Annotated in this window: 21 protein-coding genes; 9 read left to right on the top strand and 12 right to left on the bottom strand. The window is 52.5% G+C overall.

The genetic code is table 11. From position 1 onward, the window contains the following. Positions 1 to 161: 161 nt before the first annotated feature. From RB620_RS22905 to RB620_RS22885, 5 genes are all read left to right on the top strand, one after another. Positions 162 to 1,634 (top strand): sensor histidine kinase, encoded by a 1,473-nt coding sequence (locus tag RB620_RS22905; RefSeq protein WP_308098419.1) that lies wholly within the window; start codon positions 162 to 164, stop codon positions 1,632 to 1,634. A 14-nt stretch (positions 1,635 to 1,648) separates the two neighbouring features. After that, positions 1,649 to 2,338 carry a response regulator transcription factor gene (locus tag RB620_RS22900; protein ID WP_308098418.1) on the top strand — a complete coding sequence of 230 codons (690 nt, stop codon included), beginning with the start codon at positions 1,649 to 1,651 and terminating at the stop codon, positions 2,336 to 2,338. Positions 2,339 to 2,488: 150 nt separating this feature from the next. Next, entirely contained in the window at positions 2,489 to 3,991 is a 1,503-nt protein-coding gene (locus tag RB620_RS22895) for an S-layer homology domain-containing protein (RefSeq protein ID WP_308098417.1), read from the top strand. 189 nt (positions 3,992 to 4,180) lie between these two features. Further along, complete coding sequence (locus tag RB620_RS22890; RefSeq protein WP_308098416.1) at positions 4,181 to 5,407, top strand: aspartate aminotransferase family protein; 1,227 nt, start codon at positions 4,181 to 4,183, stop codon at positions 5,405 to 5,407. A 65-nt stretch (positions 5,408 to 5,472) separates the two neighbouring features. Continuing rightward, positions 5,473 to 5,697 (top strand): hypothetical protein, encoded by a 225-nt coding sequence (locus RB620_RS22885; protein WP_308098415.1) that lies wholly within the window; start codon positions 5,473 to 5,475, stop codon positions 5,695 to 5,697. 26 nt (positions 5,698 to 5,723) lie between these two features. On the opposite strand, the gene uxaC is transcribed toward RB620_RS22885, so the two are convergent. Both uxaC and RB620_RS22875 read right to left on the bottom strand, forming a co-directional pair. Next, positions 5,724 to 7,130: a glucuronate isomerase gene (gene uxaC, locus RB620_RS22880; protein WP_308098414.1), complete on the bottom strand. Its 1,407-nt coding sequence runs from the start codon at positions 7,128 to 7,130 to the stop codon at positions 5,724 to 5,726. A gap of 20 nt (positions 7,131 to 7,150) precedes the next feature. Continuing rightward, positions 7,151 to 8,452 carry a Gfo/Idh/MocA family oxidoreductase gene (locus RB620_RS22875; RefSeq protein WP_308098489.1) on the bottom strand — a complete coding sequence of 434 codons (1,302 nt, stop codon included), beginning with the start codon at positions 8,450 to 8,452 and terminating at the stop codon, positions 7,151 to 7,153. Between the two features lie 127 nt (positions 8,453 to 8,579). Here RB620_RS22875 and RB620_RS22870 point away from each other — a divergent pair, with 127 nt between their 5' ends. The 4 genes from RB620_RS22870 to RB620_RS22855 all read left to right on the top strand — a co-directional run bounded on the left by RB620_RS22870 (position 8,580) and on the right by RB620_RS22855 (position 12,575). Next, entirely contained in the window at positions 8,580 to 9,437 is an 858-nt protein-coding gene (locus tag RB620_RS22870; protein ID WP_308098412.1) for an AraC family transcriptional regulator, read from the top strand. A gap of 120 nt (positions 9,438 to 9,557) precedes the next feature. Then, positions 9,558 to 10,547, top strand: a complete 990-nt coding sequence (locus RB620_RS22865; RefSeq protein ID WP_308098411.1) for a Gfo/Idh/MocA family protein — start codon at positions 9,558 to 9,560, stop codon at positions 10,545 to 10,547. A 6-nt stretch (positions 10,548 to 10,553) separates the two neighbouring features. Next, positions 10,554 to 11,489: a helix-turn-helix domain-containing protein gene (locus RB620_RS22860; protein WP_308098410.1), complete on the top strand. Its 936-nt coding sequence runs from the start codon at positions 10,554 to 10,556 to the stop codon at positions 11,487 to 11,489. A 6-nt stretch (positions 11,490 to 11,495) separates the two neighbouring features. After that, the gene (locus RB620_RS22855) at positions 11,496 to 12,575 is read left to right on the top strand and encodes a Gfo/Idh/MocA family protein (protein WP_308098409.1); all 1,080 of its coding nucleotides are present in this window, start codon (positions 11,496 to 11,498) and stop codon (positions 12,573 to 12,575) included. A 197-nt stretch (positions 12,576 to 12,772) separates the two neighbouring features. Here the strand turns inward: RB620_RS22855 and RB620_RS22850 are convergent, their stop codons facing one another. The 10 genes from RB620_RS22850 to RB620_RS22805 form a co-directional block, all read right to left on the bottom strand. Next, positions 12,773 to 13,480: a DUF421 domain-containing protein gene (locus RB620_RS22850; RefSeq protein ID WP_308098408.1), complete on the bottom strand. Its 708-nt coding sequence runs from the start codon at positions 13,478 to 13,480 to the stop codon at positions 12,773 to 12,775. A gap of 122 nt (positions 13,481 to 13,602) precedes the next feature. Further along, entirely contained in the window at positions 13,603 to 13,794 is a 192-nt protein-coding gene (locus RB620_RS22845; RefSeq protein ID WP_308098407.1) for a hypothetical protein, read from the bottom strand. Between the two features lie 39 nt (positions 13,795 to 13,833). Beyond that, a complete protein-coding gene (locus RB620_RS22840) occupies positions 13,834 to 14,049 on the bottom strand; it encodes a hypothetical protein (RefSeq protein WP_308098406.1) in 216 nt (71 codons plus the stop codon). A gap of 103 nt (positions 14,050 to 14,152) precedes the next feature. After that, positions 14,153 to 14,692 (bottom strand): GNAT family N-acetyltransferase, encoded by a 540-nt coding sequence (locus RB620_RS22835; protein ID WP_308098405.1) that lies wholly within the window; start codon positions 14,690 to 14,692, stop codon positions 14,153 to 14,155. Between the two features lie 130 nt (positions 14,693 to 14,822). After that, positions 14,823 to 16,781: an ATP-dependent DNA helicase gene (locus RB620_RS22830; protein WP_308098403.1), complete on the bottom strand. Its 1,959-nt coding sequence runs from the start codon at positions 16,779 to 16,781 to the stop codon at positions 14,823 to 14,825. Between the two features lie 764 nt (positions 16,782 to 17,545). Next, the gene (locus tag RB620_RS22825; RefSeq protein ID WP_308098402.1) at positions 17,546 to 18,433 is read right to left on the bottom strand and encodes an alpha/beta fold hydrolase; all 888 of its coding nucleotides are present in this window, start codon (positions 18,431 to 18,433) and stop codon (positions 17,546 to 17,548) included. A gap of 159 nt (positions 18,434 to 18,592) precedes the next feature. Beyond that, on the bottom strand, positions 18,593 to 19,186 hold the full coding sequence (locus RB620_RS22820) for a YdeI/OmpD-associated family protein (protein ID WP_308098401.1): 594 nt from the start codon (positions 19,184 to 19,186) through the stop codon (positions 18,593 to 18,595). Positions 19,187 to 19,261: 75 nt separating this feature from the next. Beyond that, positions 19,262 to 19,681, bottom strand: a complete 420-nt coding sequence (locus RB620_RS22815) for an SRPBCC family protein (RefSeq protein WP_308098400.1) — start codon at positions 19,679 to 19,681, stop codon at positions 19,262 to 19,264. Then, complete coding sequence (locus RB620_RS22810; RefSeq protein ID WP_308098399.1) at positions 19,678 to 20,007, bottom strand: ArsR/SmtB family transcription factor; 330 nt, start codon at positions 20,005 to 20,007, stop codon at positions 19,678 to 19,680. Before RB620_RS22810 ends, RB620_RS22815 begins: the two co-directional genes overlap by 4 nt. Beyond that, positions 20,008 to 20,427: a DoxX family protein gene (locus tag RB620_RS22805; protein ID WP_308098398.1), complete on the bottom strand. Its 420-nt coding sequence runs from the start codon at positions 20,425 to 20,427 to the stop codon at positions 20,008 to 20,010. Positions 20,428 to 20,578: the final 151 nt, after the last annotated feature.

Raw genomic sequence — 20,578 nt, 5'->3', positions numbered from 1 at the left:
ATGTTCGTTTTTATAATAACACACATTTTCAAACTTAAAAAGACATTTCGGAACGTTCCCCATAGATGCCCGAGTTGCATCCTGCCCTCTTCTATGCGACAATGGCGAACAAAACGCGATAACGTATTCGAATGTCCTTTTTGAAGGAGGCCAAACGCCCGATGTCCATCCGATTCCGTCTCTTATTGTCCTTCTCCTCCGTCGTCATCGTATCCGTCATTCTGTTCGTCGCCGCCGCTTACTTGCTGTCGGTTGCCGTTACCGGCGACTTTCGCAGCATTAGCAGCTTCTACCGGATCCACTATTCCCTTCATCCGTTGTCCGACGAGGAGGAAAGCATCTTCCTGGATCTGAAATACATGGCCAAACACGACCCTGCCCAGCTCAGGGATGCGGACATTCTCGAGAGCTACGATTTCCAGCTGAAAATGGTGCAAGCCAGCCTGATCGTCCGGGAGAACGACCGTATCGTCTATGCCACTCCTACCTTGCGGGAGGACGGGCTGGAAAAGCTGCTGCCTCCCTACGAGATGGGCAATTACGGCATCCGCAACACGATGAATCTCGGGAGCCGTTTCTTCTCTTACGCCAAATTCGACTTCGCCTTCCCGGATGAAGCGGAAGGCAAAGGAAGCATCTACGTGCTGCGCGAGAGAAGTCCGTTCGCCGAGCTGGTCCGCACCCTTCTGCCGATTCTGATCGCCGTCTTCGTTGCGGTGCTGCTGCTAACGGGTCTGCTGCTTTACCGGTATGTCACGCGCAAAATCGTAAAGCCGCTCGACGAGCTTAGACGGTCGGCCGAGCTGATCAAGGAGGGCAATCTGACCTACCGACTGAAGCCGCAATCCGGCGACGAGGTCGGACAACTCGTCATGAGCTTCGAAGCGATGCGGGCGAAGCTGGACGAATCGGTTCAGCTCCAGCTTCGGTACGAGGAAAACCGCAAGGGGCTCATCTCCAATATTTCTCATGATCTTAGGACGCCGATTACGACGATCAAAGGGTATGCCGAGGGCATCCGCGACGGCGTAACGAATACGGAGGAGAAATTAAAAAGGTATGTGGATGCGATCCATACGCGGGCTTCCGACATGGAACGGCTCGTGGACGAGCTCCTGTTTATCTCGAAGCTGGACTTGAACAAGGAGCCTTATTCCTTCGAGCGGCTTGAACTTGGCGCGTTCCTTCGCCGGACTTTGGGCGAGATGGCGATCGAACTGGAACAGAGAAACGTCTCCCTCGTCTGGGAGATGGAGGAAAGCCTTCTCTTGCACGTGCTTGCCGACCGGGAAAAGCTGAGACGGGTCATCGTGAACTTGGCGGATAACGGGATGAAATACATGAAGGACGATCCGAAGATTTTGACGATAGGGATGGAGGAAAGCGGCGAGCATGCCATCATCCGCATCTCCGACAATGGTCCCGGCATTGATGCCGAGGCACTCCCCCATATTTTCGAGCGATTCTATCGGGGCGAACCCTCCCGCAGCCCGAATACGCCGGGAAGCGGACTCGGCCTCGCGATCGCGAAAGGCATCATGGACGGGCATGGCGGCCAAATATGGGCCGAGTCCGCGTCAGGCCGGGGAACGGCCGTGTTTTTGTCATTACGAATCCATACGGAACATCTTTAAGGGAGCTGTCAGCAATGAAACGAATCTTGATCATCGAAGACGACGACTATATCGCGGAGCTGCAGCGGGATTACTTCCAACTTCATGACTTTCGCGTAACGATATGCAATGACGGAAGAGCAGGACTTACGGAAGCGCTGGGAGGCTCGTACGAGCTGGTCATCGTCGACCTGCAGCTGCCCGGCATGGACGGCTTCGAAATTTGCAGGCAGATTCGCGAGAAGCTGGATTTGCCGATTCTCATCGTCTCCGCCAAGAAGGAGGAAATCGATAAAATTCGCGGATTCGGACTCGGCGCTGACGACTTCGTCACGAAGCCGTTCAGCCCGAACGAGCTCGTCGCCCGGGCGAAAGCGCATCTTGCCCGCTATGAGCGATATGCCGGCGGCCGGGTCGCGAACGCGGAGCGAATCGACATTCGCGAGCTGTCCATCCACAAGTCCTCGCGCCGCGTCTACGTTCGCGAGCGCGAGATCGCGCTCACGGCAAGGGAATACGATGTGCTGCTGTTCCTTGCCTCCCATCCCAATCGGGTGTTCGGCAAGGACGAATTGTTCGAGCGGATATGGGGCTTCGACTCCAATGGAGACATCGCCACGGTCACCGTCCATATTTCCCGCATCCGGGAGAAGATCGAAGCGGATCCCTCCAATCCTCAGTTTATCGAGACGGTCTGGGGTGCGGGATACCGGTTCAACGTCTAATCCGGACGGCGCCAACGCATGCCCCAAGGCCGCTTTCGGCTTTGTTCACCCTCCGTTTAGAAAATGTTTATATTCTATTATCCTCCCGTTTAGCGATGAAGTTTATGCTGTTCTTATAGCACTTCACCACAAACGCGGGAGGAATCGAAAATGAATAAAGTCAATCAAAAAGCAATCGTGATCGCGCTGGCCGCCGCTCTGCTGGGCGGAGGAGTCGCGCTTCCCTATCAAGCGCAAGCCGCATCGGCGGCTCCGGTCGCGACTAACCAGAAAGCGGCCGCCGCGCAGCTGGACGCGGCCTACGCGGATGCCATCGCTCGTCTGATCGAGAAAGGCGTGCTGCAAGGATACGGCAACGGCGACATAAGGCCGGAGAAGACGGTCACGAACGCGGAATTGATGAAGATGGTGCTGCTTGCCCTGGAGCTTGAAGAATCCGTATCCGCTTCGCAAACGGCCGGCTCCCGTTGGTACGATGCGTATATCGCTTCCGCGGTCTCGCACGGCCTCGTCGAATCGGCGGACAAGCTTGCTCCGAACGAACCGGCGGATTCGGCCGTTCTGGCCGGCATGATCGCCAAAGCGCTGCAGCGCGACACAAAATCCGTGATCCATTGGATGGAGCAGCTCTCCATCTCCGGCAAGACCGGATTAACTCGGGGCGAGACGGCCGGCTTGCTGGCTCGCGCGGAGAACGCGATTCGCTCCGCGGACGCAAAGATCTTATCGGTCAAAGCGCTCAACGCCATAACGCTCGAAGTGACTTTCGACGCTCCGCTTGCGCTGGCAGACGAAACGACAGCGACCGCATCCGCCAACTTCAAGTTCAGCGGAGGCTTGCAGCTCGTAAATCAGCCTAGGCTGAAGACGGGATCCTACGCGACTTACATCGTCCCTGTGCAGACGATGACGGAGCCTGCATACTCGCTGGATTACAAAGGAAACCAGTCGTTCGAGATCGCTGCGAACGATGAGCTTATCCAGCTGAAAGACGTTCGCCAAGTCACGGCCGACACGTTCGAGGTTACTTCGTTGCGCGAGGACGGCGTCATCGATTACGGCTACATCATTTCCGCTTATGCCGGCGGAAGAGGCGCGAACGCGGCGATCCTCGACGAGCAGAACCGCTTGAACGGCAAGCCGATGCAGATCATCTCCTCGCTCGCGACGCGCAAGGCTACCCTTACGCCCGAAAGCGGTCAGCCGATCGCCGTATCGTACGTCGGCTTCACCCAGTCCACGGACGGGAAACAGGAACCGAAATTCCGTCTGCCGCAAGGCACGACGCTTACGCCCGGCGTACGTTATACGCTATCGTCCGACTGGTTCGAAGTCCGGGAAGCAAGCTTCGTCGCTTCCGCTTTCGAACCGCTGACGATCGCTTCGGTAGAGGCGCTGAACGAGACGACGTTGCTGGCACGACTCTCGCAGGATCCTGGCGATGAACTGTTCGCTTACCGTTCCGTCCAGCTGAACGGCTCCGACGGCTCCAACCTGAGCGCGCAATACAAAGTCCAAACGCGCAAAGGCGCGGAAGGCACGTTCGAGATCCAGAACGGCGGCAAGCTGATCGCCGGAGTGACGTACGAAGTCGTGCCGGTCGGCGCGTGGGCCGTCACGGACGACGTTCGATTCATGTTCGAAAGCAAGTAAACGCAATCCTTTATGCAGAGCCGGACCGTCGTCCCTTATGGACGCGGGACGGCTCTTTCCTTTAGCGATCTCCCATTTCCCATGCCCGTGCCTGAACTTCCATCGAATCTTCACAATTGAATTTATTGAATAATTATTATATATAGTGTATATTTATACAGTATGAATCGAATCGATGGAGGGATCGGCATGGAGAACCTATCATTGCAAGAAAAAACGACGGCCGCTAGCACGACCGCCGAGCTGCTTCAAGCGGCCCGCAAACATTTGTTGTTCACCGCGAACAGACCGGACGTGGTTATGTCCCGCGGTCAAGGCATGTATATATACGATACGGAAGGACGCTCGTACCTCGACTTCGTCGGTGGATGGGCCGTCAACGCGCTTGGCCATTCCCCCTCCGCACTGCGGAATGCGCTGGCCGAGCAATCCGCCCAGCTCGTGCTGGCGAGCCCCGCTTACTATAACGAGCCGATGATTCGGTTCGCGGAGCTGCTGACGGACATTAGCGGCATGGACAAAGCTTTCTTCGCGAGCAGCGGCGCGGAGGCGAACGAATGCGCGGTGAAGCTGGCGCGCAAGCACGGCGCGATGAACCTGGACGGCGCGTACGAAATCATTACGATGAAAAACGGCTTCCACGGTCGGACGCTCGCCATGATGTCCGCCACCGGCAAGCCGCAATGGAAGAGCTTGTTCGAGCCTAAGGTGGACGGCTTCATCCATGTGCCGATGGGCGATTTGGACGCCTGTTTCGCGGCGGTCTCGAACCGGACCTGCGCCATTATGCTCGAGCTCGTGCAGGGCGAAGGCGGCGTTCACGCCGTGAACGAATCCTACCTGTACGGACTCCGCAAAATATGCGACATGTACGGCATCGCCTTAATCTTCGACGAAGTCCAAACCGGCCTCGGACGCACGGGCAAACTGTTCGCCTACGAGCATTACGGCATCAAGCCGGATATTCTGACGCTGGGCAAAGGCATCGGCGGGGGTTATCCGCTCTCGGCGACGCTGACGAACGAGAAGTTCGACTTGTTCCAGCCGGGCGACCAAGGCGGAACGTATATCGGCCAGCCGCTCGGCATGGCCGCGGGACTTGCCGTCGTGCGCGAGCTGCTGGATCGTCGTCTTGCGGACAACGCGGAGCGCCAAGGCAAGTATGTGCTGAGCAAGCTTCAGCCGCTTGCCGGACACGGCCTTATTCGCGATCCGCGCGGGCTCGGACTGCTAGTCGCGTTCGACGTTGCCGAAGGAGTTGCCGCGAAGCTTGCCGCACGTTGTCTCGATCTTGGCTTGCTTATCAACGTCACGGGAGGATCAACGATCCGGCTGATGCCGCCGCTGATCGCGGAGAAGGAGCATATCGACGAGATGGCCGCCGTACTTACGGCCGCCCTGCTCGAAATCGCGTAGCATGTTGGATAAGCCGCCCCGCATACGATAGTTACGATTGTAACGAGCGAAGGAGCGGGCGCCAGGTGAAACGGCGGATACGATTGGCGCGGTACGACGACGATATCCTGATCGTCGTCGTACCGGCATGGAAGTGGAAAGAATTTATTGTCTTCGAGCTGCTCGGCGGAACGGCGTTCTATCTGATCGGCAAAGTGCTTGTCCAAACCGAATGGTTCTGCATCGCCGCCAACATGGCCGGCCCGCAGATGCTCAAATATACGAACAGCGTCTTCCGAAGCCCGTCCTGACGGACGGTTCGGAAGACGCTGTTTCGTTAGAACCCGAAGTAAGCTTTGGCGTTACGGTACGAAATGTTCTGCGCGATCGAGCCCAGAAGCTCGATATCGTCCGGCGCCTCGCCGTTCTCGGCCCATTCGCCGAGCAGATTGCAGAGCAACCGGCGGAAATATTCGTGGCGCGTGTAAGATAGGAAGCTGCGGGAATCCGTCAGCATGCCGACGAACCGGCTTAGCAGGCCCAGATTGGCAAGCGAATTCATCTGCTCCAGCATGCCGTTTTTCGTATCGTTGAACCACCATGCCGAACCGAGCTGCAGCTTGCCCGGCACGCCTCCGCCCTGGAAGCTGCCCATGAGGGCGGCGAGCACCTCGTTATCCCTGGCGTTCAGGGAATACAGGATCGTTTTCGGCAGCGCGTCGTCGCCGTCCAGCGCATCCAGTAGACGCGTAAGCGGGTATGCGACCGGGCTGTCGCCGATGGAGTCGAAGCCGGTATCCGGCCCAAGCTTGCGGAACATGCGGCTGTTATTGTTTCTGGACGCGTTAATGTGGAGCTGCATCGCCCACCCCAGCTCGGCGTACAGCCTGCCCATGAAGAGGAACGTAAACGTCTTGTATTGCTTCTCCTCTTCCGGCGTCACGTTTTCGCCGCTCAGCGCCTTTGCGAAAATCGCCGACGCCGTTTCGCGCGAAGTTTCCGCAAACGGCACGTAATCGAACGCATGGTCCGACACCCTGCAGCCGACCTCGTGGAAGAAGCGAATCCGCGATTCCAATGCGGCAAGCAGCGCCGAATAGTCCACGATTGCGACGCCCGCTGCTTCGCCGAGCGACCGGATCCAGCCGAGGAACGTCGGACGGTTGATTTCGAGCGCCTTATCCGGCCGGAACGACGGCAAGACAAGCGTGTCGAACCCGTCCAGCTCCTTCATCTTTTGATGGTACTCCAGCGAATCGGCCGGATCGTCCGTCGTGCAGATGACCTCTACGCCAGACATCCGAATCAAGTCGCGGGCTTTGAAGTTTCCGGTCGCCAGCTTTGCGTTCACTTTCTCCCAGATCGCGGGGGCATTCGCCTCGTTGATGATCTCATACACGCCGAAGAACCGCCTAAGCTCCAGATGCGACCATTGGTAAAGCGGGTTGCCGATCGTCTGAGGCACAGTCTTCGCCCAAGCGAGGAAGCGGTCGTAATCGCTCGTTCCCTCTCCGCCCGTCACCAGATGCTCCTCCGCGCCGTTCGCGCGCATCGCCCGCCATTTGTAATGATCGCCATAGAGCCAAGCCTCCGTTATCGTGGAGAAACTCGTATTCTCGTAAATTTGCTGCGGGCTGAGATGGCAATGATAATCGATGATCGGCAGTTCCTTCGCGTAATCGTGATAGAGCTTAACCGCCGTTTCGTTCATGAGCAGGAAGTTTTCGTCCAAAAAGGGTTTCACTCTCGTCCACTCTCCCGTTTTTATTCGTGATGGAAATTCACAAGCGTTGCGACCTCGACCGCTTGCCCCGTCTTTATGGAACGGTTCGCCGCGATACCGGTCAGGATCGACTTAGCTCCGTCGATATGGTTCGCCGCCCGGCGGAACGGATCTTCCTTCGGCACGCCGAACAGATCGTTCAGCAAGACTGGATCCCCGCCGCCGTGCCCTCCTTTGCCTTCTTCAACTTCCACGGTATAAGGAGTGCCGAACATCGGGAAGACGTTCATCGTTTTCCCTTTGATCGCGCCTTCCAGCGCTTTGTCCCCGCCCGCATTGACGTAGGACTGCTCGATGATGCTCATCTCGATGCGGCCTTTCGTGCCGTTGAACGCGATACGGTACCCTTCCCAAGGCATATAAGCGTTCAGCGAATAGGTCAGAATCGCATTGTTTTTGTATCTCACCAGCACGCCCATAGTGTCTTCAATGTTAATGCCGTCGCCGAACACGCTCTGGTCTCTCCGGTACCCGTCTTCATGTTCGGCATCCAGGTACATCGCCTTTAGATTCTCGTTCTTGTCCAGATGGAGCGCGAACGGATCTTCCTGCGCGTTCGCGTTCCCCGTCGCACGTTCGTAAAATTTCGTCTCGCCGCGCTCCTCCGCGTTCTCCCTGCCGTAGAACAACAGGTCGCCGTACGCGAAGACGGATTCCGGCTCCGAGCCGATCCAGAAGTTCACGAGGTCGAAGTGATGCGTCGACTTGTGCACAAGCAGGCCGCCGCTGTTGTTTTTGTTCCGATGCCATCTGCGGAAATAATCCGCGCCGTGCTGCGTGTTCAGCAGCCATTCGAAGTGGACGGACGTGACCTTGCCGATGACGCCTCGCGCGATAAGCTCTTTGGCTTTCGTATGATGCGGAGCGTAGCGGTAATTGAACGTAACCCTTACGTTGCGGCCCGTGCGCTCGACCGCGTCCAGGATTGCCTGGCATTTTTTCTCGTCCACGGTCATCGGCTTCTCCGTGATGACGTCACAGCCAAGCTCCATGGCGCGGATAATGTACGTATGATGCGTCCGGTCCATGCTCGTGACGATGACGGCATCCGGCTTCTCCGATTCGATCATTTCGTCGAACCGATCCGGAAGATAGGTTCTAACGGGTTCGTAATCGTATTTGGTCACGAGCAGATGGTTCGCGTAATCCATTCGGGTCTGGTTCATGTCGCAGAATGCCACGAGCTCCGACGTTTCCCTGTACTGGCTTGCGATCGCTTTGTAAAAAAACTCGGCGCGCCCGCCCGTTCCGACTAGCACATATCTTTTTCTGTTCAATGTAATTCCCTCCCGTAGTTCGCTTTGCGTATGATGCCTTCATCTTACCGCACGGAAGTGTTATAATTCTTGTCAAATGATGCTCATTTCGTTCCATTTCCCGCTTATCTTGCGAATATGAGGAGTGAATGTCTTGCCCGATTTCCAATCCGGCTTAACTTACGGCAGCATGTCCGAGCTCTATCTGGAATATATCAAACGCAGCGAACCGTTTACTATGAAGAACGACCATTTCCATTCCCACTACGAAGTCTACTATTTGATGTCGGGCAGCCGCATTTATTTCATCAAGGACCGTTCCTATTCCGTCGAGCAAGGGGATCTCGTCTTCATCGACAAAGAAGTGCTCCACCGGACGATGCAATCCGGCGACGCCTCCCATGAACGCGTCGTGATTCACTTCACGGACGAATGGCTGCGAAGCCTGGGCCCGGAACACGCGGAACTGCTCGCGACGCCCTTCGCCAAGGAAATTCACGTCCTCCGCCTGTCTCGGCAAGAGAGCTTGGCTATCGATGCCGCGGTGCGCGGCATGCTGAACGAAGCGCAGCATCGGGAGCCGGGCTTCGCGCTCGCCGTCCCCCATGCGGTGTCGGGCATGCTGCTCTCGTCCGCGAGGTACATCGCCCGGCATCAGCCGGAGCCCTTCCGCCACGCGTCCCCGCTTCACGCGAAAATTTCGGAAATCGTCAGGTACATTAACGGACATTACAACGAGCCGCTCCGGCTATCCGATCTCTCGGAACGGTTCTTCATCAGCCCGCATTACCTCAGCCGCATGTTCAAGGAAGTGACGGGTTTCCCGTTCACCGACTACGTCGTCTTGACGCGCGTGAAGGAGGCCCAGCGGCTTCTTCGCGAAACGGAGCTTACGGTTTCCGTCATCGCGGAGCGCGTCGGATTCGATAATTTCTCCCATTTCGGCAAGACTTTCAAGAAGGTTTCCTCCGTTTCTCCGAGAGAGTATCGAAAGTCGATGTCGCGATTTTAAACATATTCGGTCGTTTATTCGCACTTAAATTGGGGTAAAAAGTATGGTAGATTTATTTTGTTGTCATGAATTTGCATGTAATGAACCAAATGTTCGAACGACGCAAAGGAGACGATCGACTTGTTGAAAATTGGTAAAATTAGCTATTGGCATGTACATGCTTGGGATTATACGAACCAAGCGCTCGAACATCCGGACACCGCCATGGCGGCGGTATGGGACGAGAACGAAGAACGCGGCCGCGCCGCGGCAGAGAAGCTCGGCGTCCCTTATTTCGCAAACCTGGAGGATATGTTGGCAAATGGCGGAATCGACGCCGTCATCGTAGATGCTCCGACGAATCGCCATGAGGAAGTGATGCTCGCGGCAGCCGCGGCGGGCAAACATATTTTCACGGAGAAGGTCGTAGCGCCTACCTTGAAAGAAGTAAATGCGATTTTGAAAGCGATTGACGAGAACGGCGTTAAGCTGACCGTCTCGTTGCCTCGCCTGAACGACGGTTATACGCTGGCCATCCGCGAGCTGCTGGAGAAGGAAACGCTCGGCCAGATTACGCAAGTGCGGGTTAGACTTTCCCACAATGGCGCGCTCGCGAACTGGCTGCCTGAGCACTTCTACAGCCTGGAGCAATGCGCGGGCGGCGCGCTGATCGATCTCGGCTGCCACCCGATGTACTTGACGCGCCTCTTCCTCGGCGAGCTGCCATCCGAGGTTTCGGCGCAGTTCGGTTATGTGACCGGCCGCGAAGTCGAAGACAATGCGGTTGCCTTGCTTCGCGGAGCGGGCGGCGCCGTCGGAATCGTGGAGGCCGGATTCGTTAATCCGCATTCGCCGTTCTCCATTGAAGTGCACGGCACCAAAGGTTCTCTGTTCTACGGCACGCCGGAGAGCGAGCTTTTGGTTCGCGCCGGCAACGATGAAGCCTGGAAGGCGGTAACCATCCCGGTAAATCGCGAGAGCGCCTTCCATCAATGGGTGAGCCATATTCAGAACGGCACCACGGCGGACGAGAACATCCGTTTGGCGAAGGAACTGACCATGCTGATGGAAGCGGCGGGACGTTCGGTCTCCGAAGGACGCGCCGTTCGCTTGAACGAGCTGGAGGGTTAACATCGAATGGCAACGGTCTTCCCCTACTCCGTCATGAGCGAGCGCCCGGACGCGCTGGAGCGTCTTGAGCTTCGATTCCAATGGGGGCCGTATGATATTCACGTGCTTCGGTTTCACCTTACCCACTTCCCGGCCGGAAGGGTTATCGCGTTCCATAAGCATGCCGAGTTCGAATTCCATTTTATCCCTCGCGGCAAAGGCAAGGTAATCTTGGTTGACCAGGAATTTTCACTCAAGCCCGGCCAATTCTACTTGACCGGACCCGGCGTCATGCATTACCAAGAGGCTGGCGCCCGCGAAGGCATGGATGAGCTGTGTTTGCATGTCGATATCGTGGAACGGGTCCCGAAGGGTCAGGAGGAAGAAGACTGGGAATGGGCGGAGGCTCGCACATGCATCGGGAAGCTGGCCGAGCTTCCTCTGTTCCCGGCGCTCGATATGCATGACGCGATGCATTGTTTCCTGAACGCTTACGAAGCATGCAACAACTATTACGCCGGCAGCTATACGACGATAAAGCAAAACGTCATCCAAATTTTGCTGCGCGCCGTACGAGCTTATGATACAGTTAACGAGACGAAGCTGCTTCCGACCAAGGATATGAAGGCTTACCGTTACCAGCTTGCGATCGAATTTATGCAGGCGAATTACGGAGGGCCCCTCTCCCTGGAAGAAGTGGCGGAGAAACAGCGCCTGAGCTCCCGCCAGCTTCAGCGGTTGTTCAAGGACATGCACGAGGACGGCACGCATACGTTCAGCCGTGTGCTGGAGGATATCCGGTTGGCCGCCGTCTGCAAGGAGCTGGCCGAAGGTACGAAGTCGATCGAAGAGATTGCCACGACCACCGGCTTCTCCACCAGCAATTACTTGCATGCCGTATTTCGCAAGCGGTATGGGATGACGCCATCCGATTACCGCAAACAAACTATTTTGGGAGGCTAAAATCAAATGTCCAAAACGTACAAAATCGCCATTATTGGCTGCGGCGGCATCGCCAACGGCAAACATATGCCGAGCTTGAAAAATTTGAACAACGTCGAAATGACCGCATTCTGCGATATCGTGGAGGAACGCGCGATCGAAGCAGCAGCCAATTACGGCGCGGAAGGCGCGAAAGTATACACCGACTACACCGAGCTGCTGAAGGACGAAACGATCGATATCGTTCACGTATGTACGCCGAATGACTCCCATGCCGACATTGCGATCGCCGCTCTCGAAGCCGGCAAACATGTCATGAGCGAGAAACCGATGGCGAAGACGGCGCATGACGCGGGCCGTATGTTGGAAGCCGCGAAGCGCACGGGCAAGAAGCTGACCGTCGGCTACAACAACCGTTTCCGTACCGACAGCCAAATTCTGAAGCAAATTTGCGATAATGGCGAGCTGGGCGAAGTATACTACGCCAAAGCGCATGCGGTACGCCGCCGCGCCGTTCCGACTTGGGGCGTATTCCTCGACGAAGAGAAACAAGGCGGCGGCCCGCTCATCGATATCGGCACGCACGCGCTTGACCTGACGCTTTGGATGATGAACAACTACAAGCCAAAAGTCGTGCTCGGCCAGGCGTACCACAAGCTGTCCGGACGCCAGAACGCGGCCAACGCTTGGGGCCCATGGGATCCTGCACAATTCACGGTCGAGGATTCCGCGTTCGGGATGATCGTCATGGAGAACGGCGCGACGATCATGCTGGAATCCAGCTGGGCGCTGAATACGCTTGAAGTCGACGAAGCGAAATGCACGTTGAGCGGCACGGAAGGCGGCGCGGATATGAAAGGCGGCCTTCGCATTAACGGCGAGCAGCACAGCCGTCTGTTCACGAAGGAAATCGACCTGAACGCTGGCGGCGTAGCGTTCTACGAAGGCAAGTCCGAGAAGGATTCCGACCTCGAGATGAGACTGTGGATCAAAGCGATCGACGAAGACACCGATCCGGTCGTTACGCCGGAGCAGGCTTATGTCGTTTCCCAAATTCTCGAAGCTGTCTACGAATCGTCGAAAACGGGCAAAGCGATATACTTCTAAACAAAACAGCGGCAGTCCAGGACAAGTGGTTGATGTCCCGGGCTGCCGTTTTTTGACAGTAAGCCGATTATTTCGGCCTATCGTGCTCGCCGCCCCCTCCTCACGCACCAGTTAGCCGACTTTAATCTTATAGAAAAACGACACCCATGAATGGTTGCCGTTTTTTGGAGTAGAATTCGACTATCGTTTCAGTCGCGCTATGTTTTTGGCTCTCGAATCAATTGCACCTGAACGGTCAGCTTGCTATCTACCGTTGCTAAGATAACGTCATTTAATGCGTGGGGGCTGATTTCCGTTTCCAGCCATTCGCGCTCTTTGCCGATCTCGCGTAGCAGCGCATGTTCAATGTGGCCATCCGCAATGATCGGTTTGGTCAGGTTGAATGGTTCTGTGCGTAACTTCAGATCAGCCGGAGTTACTGGCTGAAAAGCCGTATTTATAAAAACGGATAACGTGCCTCCTGGCTCCCAAGCAGCAAAGGCAACCTTTGAGATATCCTCAACATTCGATTTTCTCAGCTCTGCGTACAAGAATTCAATAGGCAGCTTCGCTTTCGAAAGATTCCGATAATCAAGTTTCCCTTCCTGAATAAGGGTAATCGCAGGAGGATCAAAAAATTGTTTTAGCAGCGGGATCTTCAGGCTGAGCACGATCGCGAAAATGTATAGGATGACGAGTGAAACGGTCGTAATCATGGAGCCTTTAAGTCCAAGTTGCTCGTCCGACAACGGATGGGCAATAATATTTCCTAGCGTCAGCGCGATTATGAAATCAAGAAACCGAAGCTGAGATATGGAACGCTGGCCCATCATTTTGGCAACAATGATAAGAAATACAAATCCGACAATGCTGCGTAAAATCCATTCGAATGCCGTCAACGACTCTTGACCTTTGAAAAAATCCACGTGTACATTCCCTCCGTTACCTCGTTTCCAATGATAAGGTTCCCCTTTTTCTTCCAACAATATGAATTGAAAAAGCAGCCGATCGTTTTGATCGACTGCTCATCTCCCATTTTTCCAACCATTCAAAGGGGTGAAGGTTTTGTTCCGGCTAACCCCCCTACTACTTGCATGGATGTAACATTCTCGGCTTCAACAACCAGTTCCTTGGATGCCTCAGCTAAATGTACTGAGAAACATAACCCAGCAAGCATCAAAAACAAAATAGCAAACTTTTTTAAATGCACGTTTTCATCACCCAAGAGTAATATGTCCAAAATGTAGACACCTATGACAACTCCGCTTAATAGAGTCTGCTATTCTATTTTCGAAGCTAACGTTTCCTGTTCACTCAATGAACCTTTATTATTTTTCAGTTCGTTGATTTCGTTTTCTAATTTCATAATTCTCCTGTAATTGGATTGGTTAGCTCCATACAAAATCCCAATCACTCCACCTATTACTGCCCCTGCTGGACCTAGAAAGATAAGCCCTATTATACCAGCAACCATTGCATATACAAACGTCATCATGTTGTTGTATCTCCCTTTATCGTCAAGGACATGCTCGCCAGATGTTCCCCGAGACGATCCATGTTGCGTTGCTTTGGTCCATGTCCATCCCTCCAAAATTTTATTAAGTAGCAACCCCATGTTGGATGGCTTTACAGCTTTCTAAAAACGTTAACCGCTCCACTTGATACAAATCATAGATCAGTTGCGCATGATTGATCGATTTATAGACTTGCTGGTTTATATCATTTGCTAATATAGCATACGGTAGTTTTTCTACCGCCTTTTTCGATCGAGCATTTTGTTTTCGGATTTTCATAAATACAGTATCGATCTGATGTTCGATAAACAGTTCAGTCAAAAAGGATTCCTTCGCTCGCCGATTATAACCTTTGCCAAAATAAGGAGTTCCAATCCATGTGGCCAAAAAACCTGTTTGATTAACTATATCATATAGATCAATGGTACCAATGGGATGTCCCATCTCATTAAGAATCGTTCTAGAAATACATGTCTTCTGTTCTTCATCAACGATCAACTTTTTGGTTATAAATAAGTACTCTTCATAAGATTGGCATTCAAAACGAACATAAGGGGAAACTGCAGGATCCATCATAAGGTTAAACAGTGAATGGCATTCGTGCAAATCACGTTTTTTCAACATTTTATCTACCGCCCTAGTCCCTTTTGACTCGTTTTATCAAACAATTCAAGTATATAAAAGGACATAGGGGGTTATATGAATTCTACATGTTTTTTATATTAAATTTATCACTTGAGAAGTTTTGTTCCGCTTAATAGCGAAGCTCCAGTTCTTGCAACGGAACTCCTTGCGGTAATAAGGCCTCAATTGCCTGTCGAAGTTTCATGTCGTGGTGTATTTCTTCGCTTAAGATGGCGACGATGCCGCGATCTTCGCTTGAGCGAATCAATCGTCCCATGCCTTGCTGCAGTCGAAGAAGCATATAGGGCAGATCCACCTCTTCATACGGCGATGCCGCCGCTTCCCGCTTCGCTATAAACACCGGATCTTGCGGAGGAAACGGCAGCGACCAAATGATGACGTTCGAAAGAGAAGGACCGGGTATGTCCAGGCCTTCCCATAGACTTAACGCGCACAAAACACTTGCCTCATCCCGCTGAAAATAACCAATGAGGTGGCTGATTTCCGCGTCGCCTTCAAACCAAAATCGCATATCCACGCACTCCGGATAGGAAGGGAGTAACGACTTAAACTGAAGCAGCTCCTCTTTGCCGTTGAATAAAATCAATGCCCTGCCTCCGGTTCGGTTCAGCAGGCTCACGGCAGCCTTCATCTTTTCCGCAGCCGAAGCCCCCTGAGACCATTTGGGAGTCAGAACTTCCATTTGATTCTTATAGTCATAGGGGGATTTTGTGCTGAAGGACACATAACGGTCAGTGCCCAAGCTGCTCGCAATGTAATCGAATGAACCGTTCACGGATAATGTCGCGGACGAAAAAACAATCGGCATATCGAGGGCAAATACCCTTTCGCCCAACACTTCCTTAACGGCTCTAGGCATGATGACCAAAGTGAGCCCATCCTCCGCTTCCGTCGCCCAGCTGATCAATGCGTCGGAATGCTGAAACAAGCTTAACGCTTTCTGGATCGTCTCCAGATGCTCCTCGACGATTCGCAGCTGGTAATCATTTAAGGTATAAAGCTCGCTCTCAAACACCAGCTCTTCTTCGATCGCTTCGATTACTTGACGGAACAGGCGCACTTCATCAAGCAGCGGTTTGCCCAGAATAATCCGTTTTCGGTCAGAGCCTGGGATATCCTCGCAATTTATTGAAAGTGTGTGAAACAGGGATTCACTGCGGTCAATCGCTTCGTCTATGAGTACGGCCAATGATTCCCGAATTTCGCCTCTTGTCAATCGAAGGATCAATTCTTCGAACACCGAGTGTTTTAAGCTGTACGTCAACGCCTTCTGCGCAGCCGATTCTAGCAGATGCCCTTCGTCAAATACGACGGCACAGTGATCCGGCAATAGCGGAAGCTGCCCCTCCCGCTTTCGTCCTTCATACGTCCACACATGTTCCATGTAGAAATCATGCGAGCAAATGATCAAATCAGCGGATTTCCGATAGTGTTCGCGGGATAATGTCTGTCCGCAGCGGTGTCTTAGTTCGCAAGAAAAACAATCTTGAAACGAGTCCCAACTGATCTTGTTCCATTGATAATCGTTCAAGTACGGATATTGTTTACGATCTCCATAAGCATGAAACGATTGCATTGCTTCATATTGATGGACAAAGCCGGGCAATTCATCACGAACCGCTCTGTACAGGTCCGAATCCTCGTTACCTGCTTGTACTTGATTCATCTTGGCCAAACAAAGGTAACGATCCGCTGACTTTGCGGTTCTGGCGTCGATCGTAAGGTCCAAATGTCGTGCCAGCTTGGCAAGATCGCCTTCCGGCTTCGCCAGCTGCTCGATTAAAGATTCGTCAGCGCAGGCAATGATCGCAGGCTTGCGAGTATAACGTGCGTAACAAATCGCGTACAACAAATATACTAACGTTTTGCCCGTTCCTACGCCTGCTTCCGCGAAGATGGTCTGCTTCTGGGCGAATGCACGCTCCAGTTGGTAGGCCATATAGATTTGCTCGTCGCGAACTTCGAAGCCGGCTTCCGGCAATATATCGTAGAACACATCCGCGACCCACTCTCCAACCTGTTGAAGAAAGGGACGGGAATGATCATATTCAAAAGGGTAGCGTTTCAATGTTGGTTCTGCCTCCAAGAGTCATGTCGAAACATTATCGCATGTTCTTCCTATGAAATCAAAATTCCGGCACAGCGGCCGGATCATTTCACCCTAAATATAGATCATTTACCCGTTCCCTTCCCGCCTTGTCCTGCATGGGGAACGGCTATACTCTCCGCGGATGCCAAAGTCAGGACTAAAGATGGCGTCTTGAAGGTCAGCTTCAGGGAAACCCAGCACATACCAGACGGCAACTTGAACGGAGTGCTGAGGATCTCCTTGAACGGAAAACCTTTGCTTATCTCTTCGGACAGCGTTAAGCCAAAGTCGAATGGGGGCAAAGCGAAAAACATCCGGCGGCAATTCCTAGTCTACGAGGGCAGGAAGATTAATAAGCTTAGCGAAGCGTTGGCTCTGGCCTTCGGCAAGCTGAGAAGAGAGTTGTCCTCATTCGAAAAGAATAATCCGATTACGCTGAGACTGCCTTGTTTTCTTAGGCTCCCGTTATGCCGCCTTACAGAAACCCAATACATCATTGCCTGCAGACTTAGGGGCAGACCCGCGATTGAATGTTTGCGGGAAGGAGAAGCCATCTACAACAACTGCAAGGGCAACTGCTGATCTGAACAATCTGAATTAGGTCCACGTTAGTTTGCTCTTCTTGAGAAAAACCAATCTCGCTTTAGAAAGAAACAGCGGAAGCTATGGACGAGGAAATGAAGTCCTGGACTGTCGCTGTTTTTAAGGTATCGTTCTCTAGGATTTAAAGGATTTACGGCACATCAGTCCCGGCCCGCCTCGTAAATCTTACGCGCCACCATGTCCGGCCTTGTGAGAGTATCCGTAAAGTGGTCCCCGTCGCCGACGATAAGGCGGAACTGGCCGAGCCGCGTGGACATATGCGGATTCCAGCCGAAGCCCTCTCCTTGCGGCAATGCATTGTCTTGGTAAAAATATACATAACTTTTCGGTATCTGCAACTCATAGAACGTTTTAAGGTCCAGCTTCTCGAAAAGCGGTCTAGCCGGTTCCGGAGCGACGCCTGCATACATCCGCACGGCTTCCTCCAATGTGGCCGTATTGACGAACAAATCCCGAAACAGCGGAAACGGAAGCATGATTGTATCATCATTCGAGCCGGCTCTGAGCTGCTCGAATCCTTGTCTTGTTTGCGGCGGCAACTCGTCGGCAAGAGATTCGCCATCTTTCAGCACGAACGCGTCCCAGAAGACGAGGCGCTTGATGCGATCCGGCACCTGTTCCGCAACCTTTTGGATGACGGTTCCGCCGAAGCTGTGCCCAACGAGAACGAAATTGCGCAGGTTCAGTTTCGTTATAAAATCAACGATGGACTTCGTGATCATCGCATGAGTGACATCTTTGTTCGGATCTTCGCCATGACCTGCGTATTCCGGGGTATAGACGGCATGTCCGTGATTGCGCAGCACTGCCGCTACGCCGTCCCAGAAGTGAGCGTCAGCCCAAGAGCCATGCACAAGCAAGAAGGTAAGCCGTTGCTGCGCGTGTATACGGCAGCTTTCATTCGATTCGAGGGCACCATTGCTCCAATGCCACCATCCTTCAGAATAAGGGAAGTTATAATAACCACGGGGCATAAACCATTCATCGGGATAGGGGAATTGATGAATTTCTCTGAGATAAGGAAACATGTAAAGACATCCTCTCAAATCGACATATATGATCACCTTATGCCCACTGTATTCGAGAGGTTCCTACACGCGATCCGCCGAAATAACAACGATCAACGGCAGCCGATGGCGTTGCCGGCTGCCATCAAGTCGCAATGAACTGGGATTCTGACTAATTTACTAATCATTTAAACCCTTTCCATCGAGAATATGAGGCAAATACTTTTCAATCCTTGAATCTCTAGTTTTAGATTGTTTTGGTTCAGAAAAATGGAAAATGTACGCTCTTTGCCGACCCGGCGTCAATGCTTCAAAAGCCGTTTTCAAATCAGGAATTTCAACGAATTTATTTTCCAACTCTTCAGGAATGATGTATTCCGTAGTTTTTTTGTATTCCACTTGCAAACCGGCTTTTTCAACTTCAATGGCTTCATCGATATAAGCTTTTATGATTAGCTGCATTTCCTCGATTTGCTGCACGCTAGTGAACCGGATTTGGCGAGCCGCCTGTACATTCTCCGTTTGTTGGATGAGGATCCCATGGGCATCTTTTAACAAAGCTCCTTTGTGAAACAAAAGCGCGCAATAATCTTTAAATCCATGGATTAATACGATATTTTTCCCCTCAAACGTATAACAAGGATGCATCCACTTAAAATCTTCGGTCAGCTCGCAGTCGAGAACAATTTTTCTCAACTCCTCAAATTCTTCCTTCCAATTTTTAGCCTTTATCAAAAATCCATCAACCTTGGGATTCATTGTACGATTTGTCATTAAGGAACACTCCTTTTCAATGTTAAGAAAATGAACGATCGTTTTCCGTTAGCCTGGCCAGCTTGCCGAATGCGGTTATTGTTCCAACATCTTCTCAAGCTCGCCGCACCATTTGCCCCAGCCATACTTAGCGCCTGCGAGTGCTGGAGCATTTGAAATTCCGGTTTGTTCGAGATGAAGGTTAACCTTTCCATCCTCTAACTTTTGCAGCGTCCAGGTAACCGTGTGCTTCTCTCCGCTTTCCCAAGTATAGGACAACCGGTTTGGTTCATCCACGATAAGTACTTCGCCTTCAATAATTCCATTCCAATATTCAGTCGGCTGCGTGCGAAATTGAAACCGGTATCCCACAACGGGCTTAAAATCATTTTCCATCGACTGACCGGTGTGGATGTTGGCCACCCACTTGGCAAGCTTGCTTGAATCGGTTAAGGCGGACCATAATTTCTCGATCGATGTCTTGTACTGATAATCCAAGGATAATGTTAAACTCATTTTTCTTCCTCCTCTAATAGTTGTTCCAAGCGAAACATGTTTGAACTCCAGAGCTTGCTGTGGAAAGCCACCCAATCTTGAATGACTCGAAGCGGAGCGGCGTTTAACCTGTATCGCGTTTCTCTTCCGACTTTTCGATCAAGTACCAGCCCGGCTTCTTTAAGGATTGTCAAATGCTTCGATACCGCTGTACGCCCCATTTGAAACTGTGCCGATAATTCATGAAGCGGTACCTCCTCAGACTCTGCCAATAGACGAATCAATCGGCGCCTGGTCGGATCTGCAATCGCTTCAAACACATCCCGCAACTGGTTGTTCTCGCTCATTTAAGGTTTGCGGCTCTTCGGACGCAGCGCCCATGAGGCGATATTAAGCGCAGCATATGAAAGCGGAAGAATAAAATTAAACCCGTTATCGCCATAATCGTTAGCAAACGCATGAGATAAAGCCGCACCGGTCATTAAAAAGAAGATGCCGGCATGAACCCATTCTTTAAGCCGAGGAAACCCTGGCACGATGAGAGCGACGGATCCAAGCACTTTCCAAATCCCGAGAATGGTCATGACGTATAATGGGAAACCAAGATTTTTCACTAACTCGACGTTCCCCCCAAGTTGCATCAGTTGCCCGATACCGCTTAACAGAATAGCTGCTGCGAGTAGTGACGTGATTGACCAATAAGCAATCATTTTTCCTCGCGGCCGGGTTTCTACCTTCATTATACCTGCATCGATCATCTTACTCATTTTGTTTCCTCCTCTAAATTGATTTTAAGTGAAACTTATCCAGGTTCCAAACTTTCCAGATGACTTACTCTTAATTAGACACCATTTGGTGGCACTTTGATTATAGGACACCATTTGGTGTCGTGTCAACAACTTCTTTAAACTCAACATG

Origin of the sequence: Paenibacillus sp. LHD-117 (assembly GCF_030929555.1) — a bacterium.
In the GTDB taxonomy this organism is placed as follows: domain Bacteria; phylum Bacillota; class Bacilli; order Paenibacillales; family Paenibacillaceae; genus Pristimantibacillus.
Note: the sequence above shows the minus strand (reverse complement) of the source record. Positions and strands in the feature narration are given on the sequence as shown.

Excerpts from the sequence above, each read along its gene's own strand:
- RB620_RS22805 (WP_308098398.1), bottom strand. The coding sequence starts at position 20,427 with ATGAGTAAGATGATCGATGCAGGTATAATGAAGGTAGAAACCCGGCCG.
- RB620_RS22855 (WP_308098409.1), top strand. The coding sequence starts at position 11,496 with ATGTCCAAAACGTACAAAATCGCCATTATTGGCTGCGGCGGCATCGCC.
- RB620_RS22810 (WP_308098399.1), bottom strand. The coding sequence starts at position 20,007 with ATGAGCGAGAACAACCAGTTGCGGGATGTGTTTGAAGCGATTGCAGAT.
- RB620_RS22900 (WP_308098418.1), top strand. The coding sequence starts at position 1,649 with ATGAAACGAATCTTGATCATCGAAGACGACGACTATATCGCGGAGCTG.
- RB620_RS22860 (WP_308098410.1), top strand. The coding sequence starts at position 10,554 with ATGGCAACGGTCTTCCCCTACTCCGTCATGAGCGAGCGCCCGGACGCG.
- RB620_RS22815 (WP_308098400.1), bottom strand. The coding sequence starts at position 19,681 with ATGAGTTTAACATTATCCTTGGATTATCAGTACAAGACATCGATCGAG.
- RB620_RS22895 (WP_308098417.1), top strand. The coding sequence starts at position 2,489 with ATGAATAAAGTCAATCAAAAAGCAATCGTGATCGCGCTGGCCGCCGCT.
- RB620_RS22835 (WP_308098405.1), bottom strand. The coding sequence starts at position 14,692 with ATGTTGAAAAAACGTGATTTGCACGAATGCCATTCACTGTTTAACCTT.
- RB620_RS22820 (WP_308098401.1), bottom strand. The coding sequence starts at position 19,186 with ATGACAAATCGTACAATGAATCCCAAGGTTGATGGATTTTTGATAAAG.
- RB620_RS22905 (WP_308098419.1), top strand. The coding sequence starts at position 162 with ATGTCCATCCGATTCCGTCTCTTATTGTCCTTCTCCTCCGTCGTCATC.
- RB620_RS22840 (WP_308098406.1), bottom strand. The coding sequence starts at position 14,049 with ATGATGACGTTTGTATATGCAATGGTTGCTGGTATAATAGGGCTTATC.
- RB620_RS22825 (WP_308098402.1), bottom strand. The coding sequence starts at position 18,433 with ATGTTTCCTTATCTCAGAGAAATTCATCAATTCCCCTATCCCGATGAA.
- RB620_RS22890 (WP_308098416.1), top strand. The coding sequence starts at position 4,181 with ATGGAGAACCTATCATTGCAAGAAAAAACGACGGCCGCTAGCACGACC.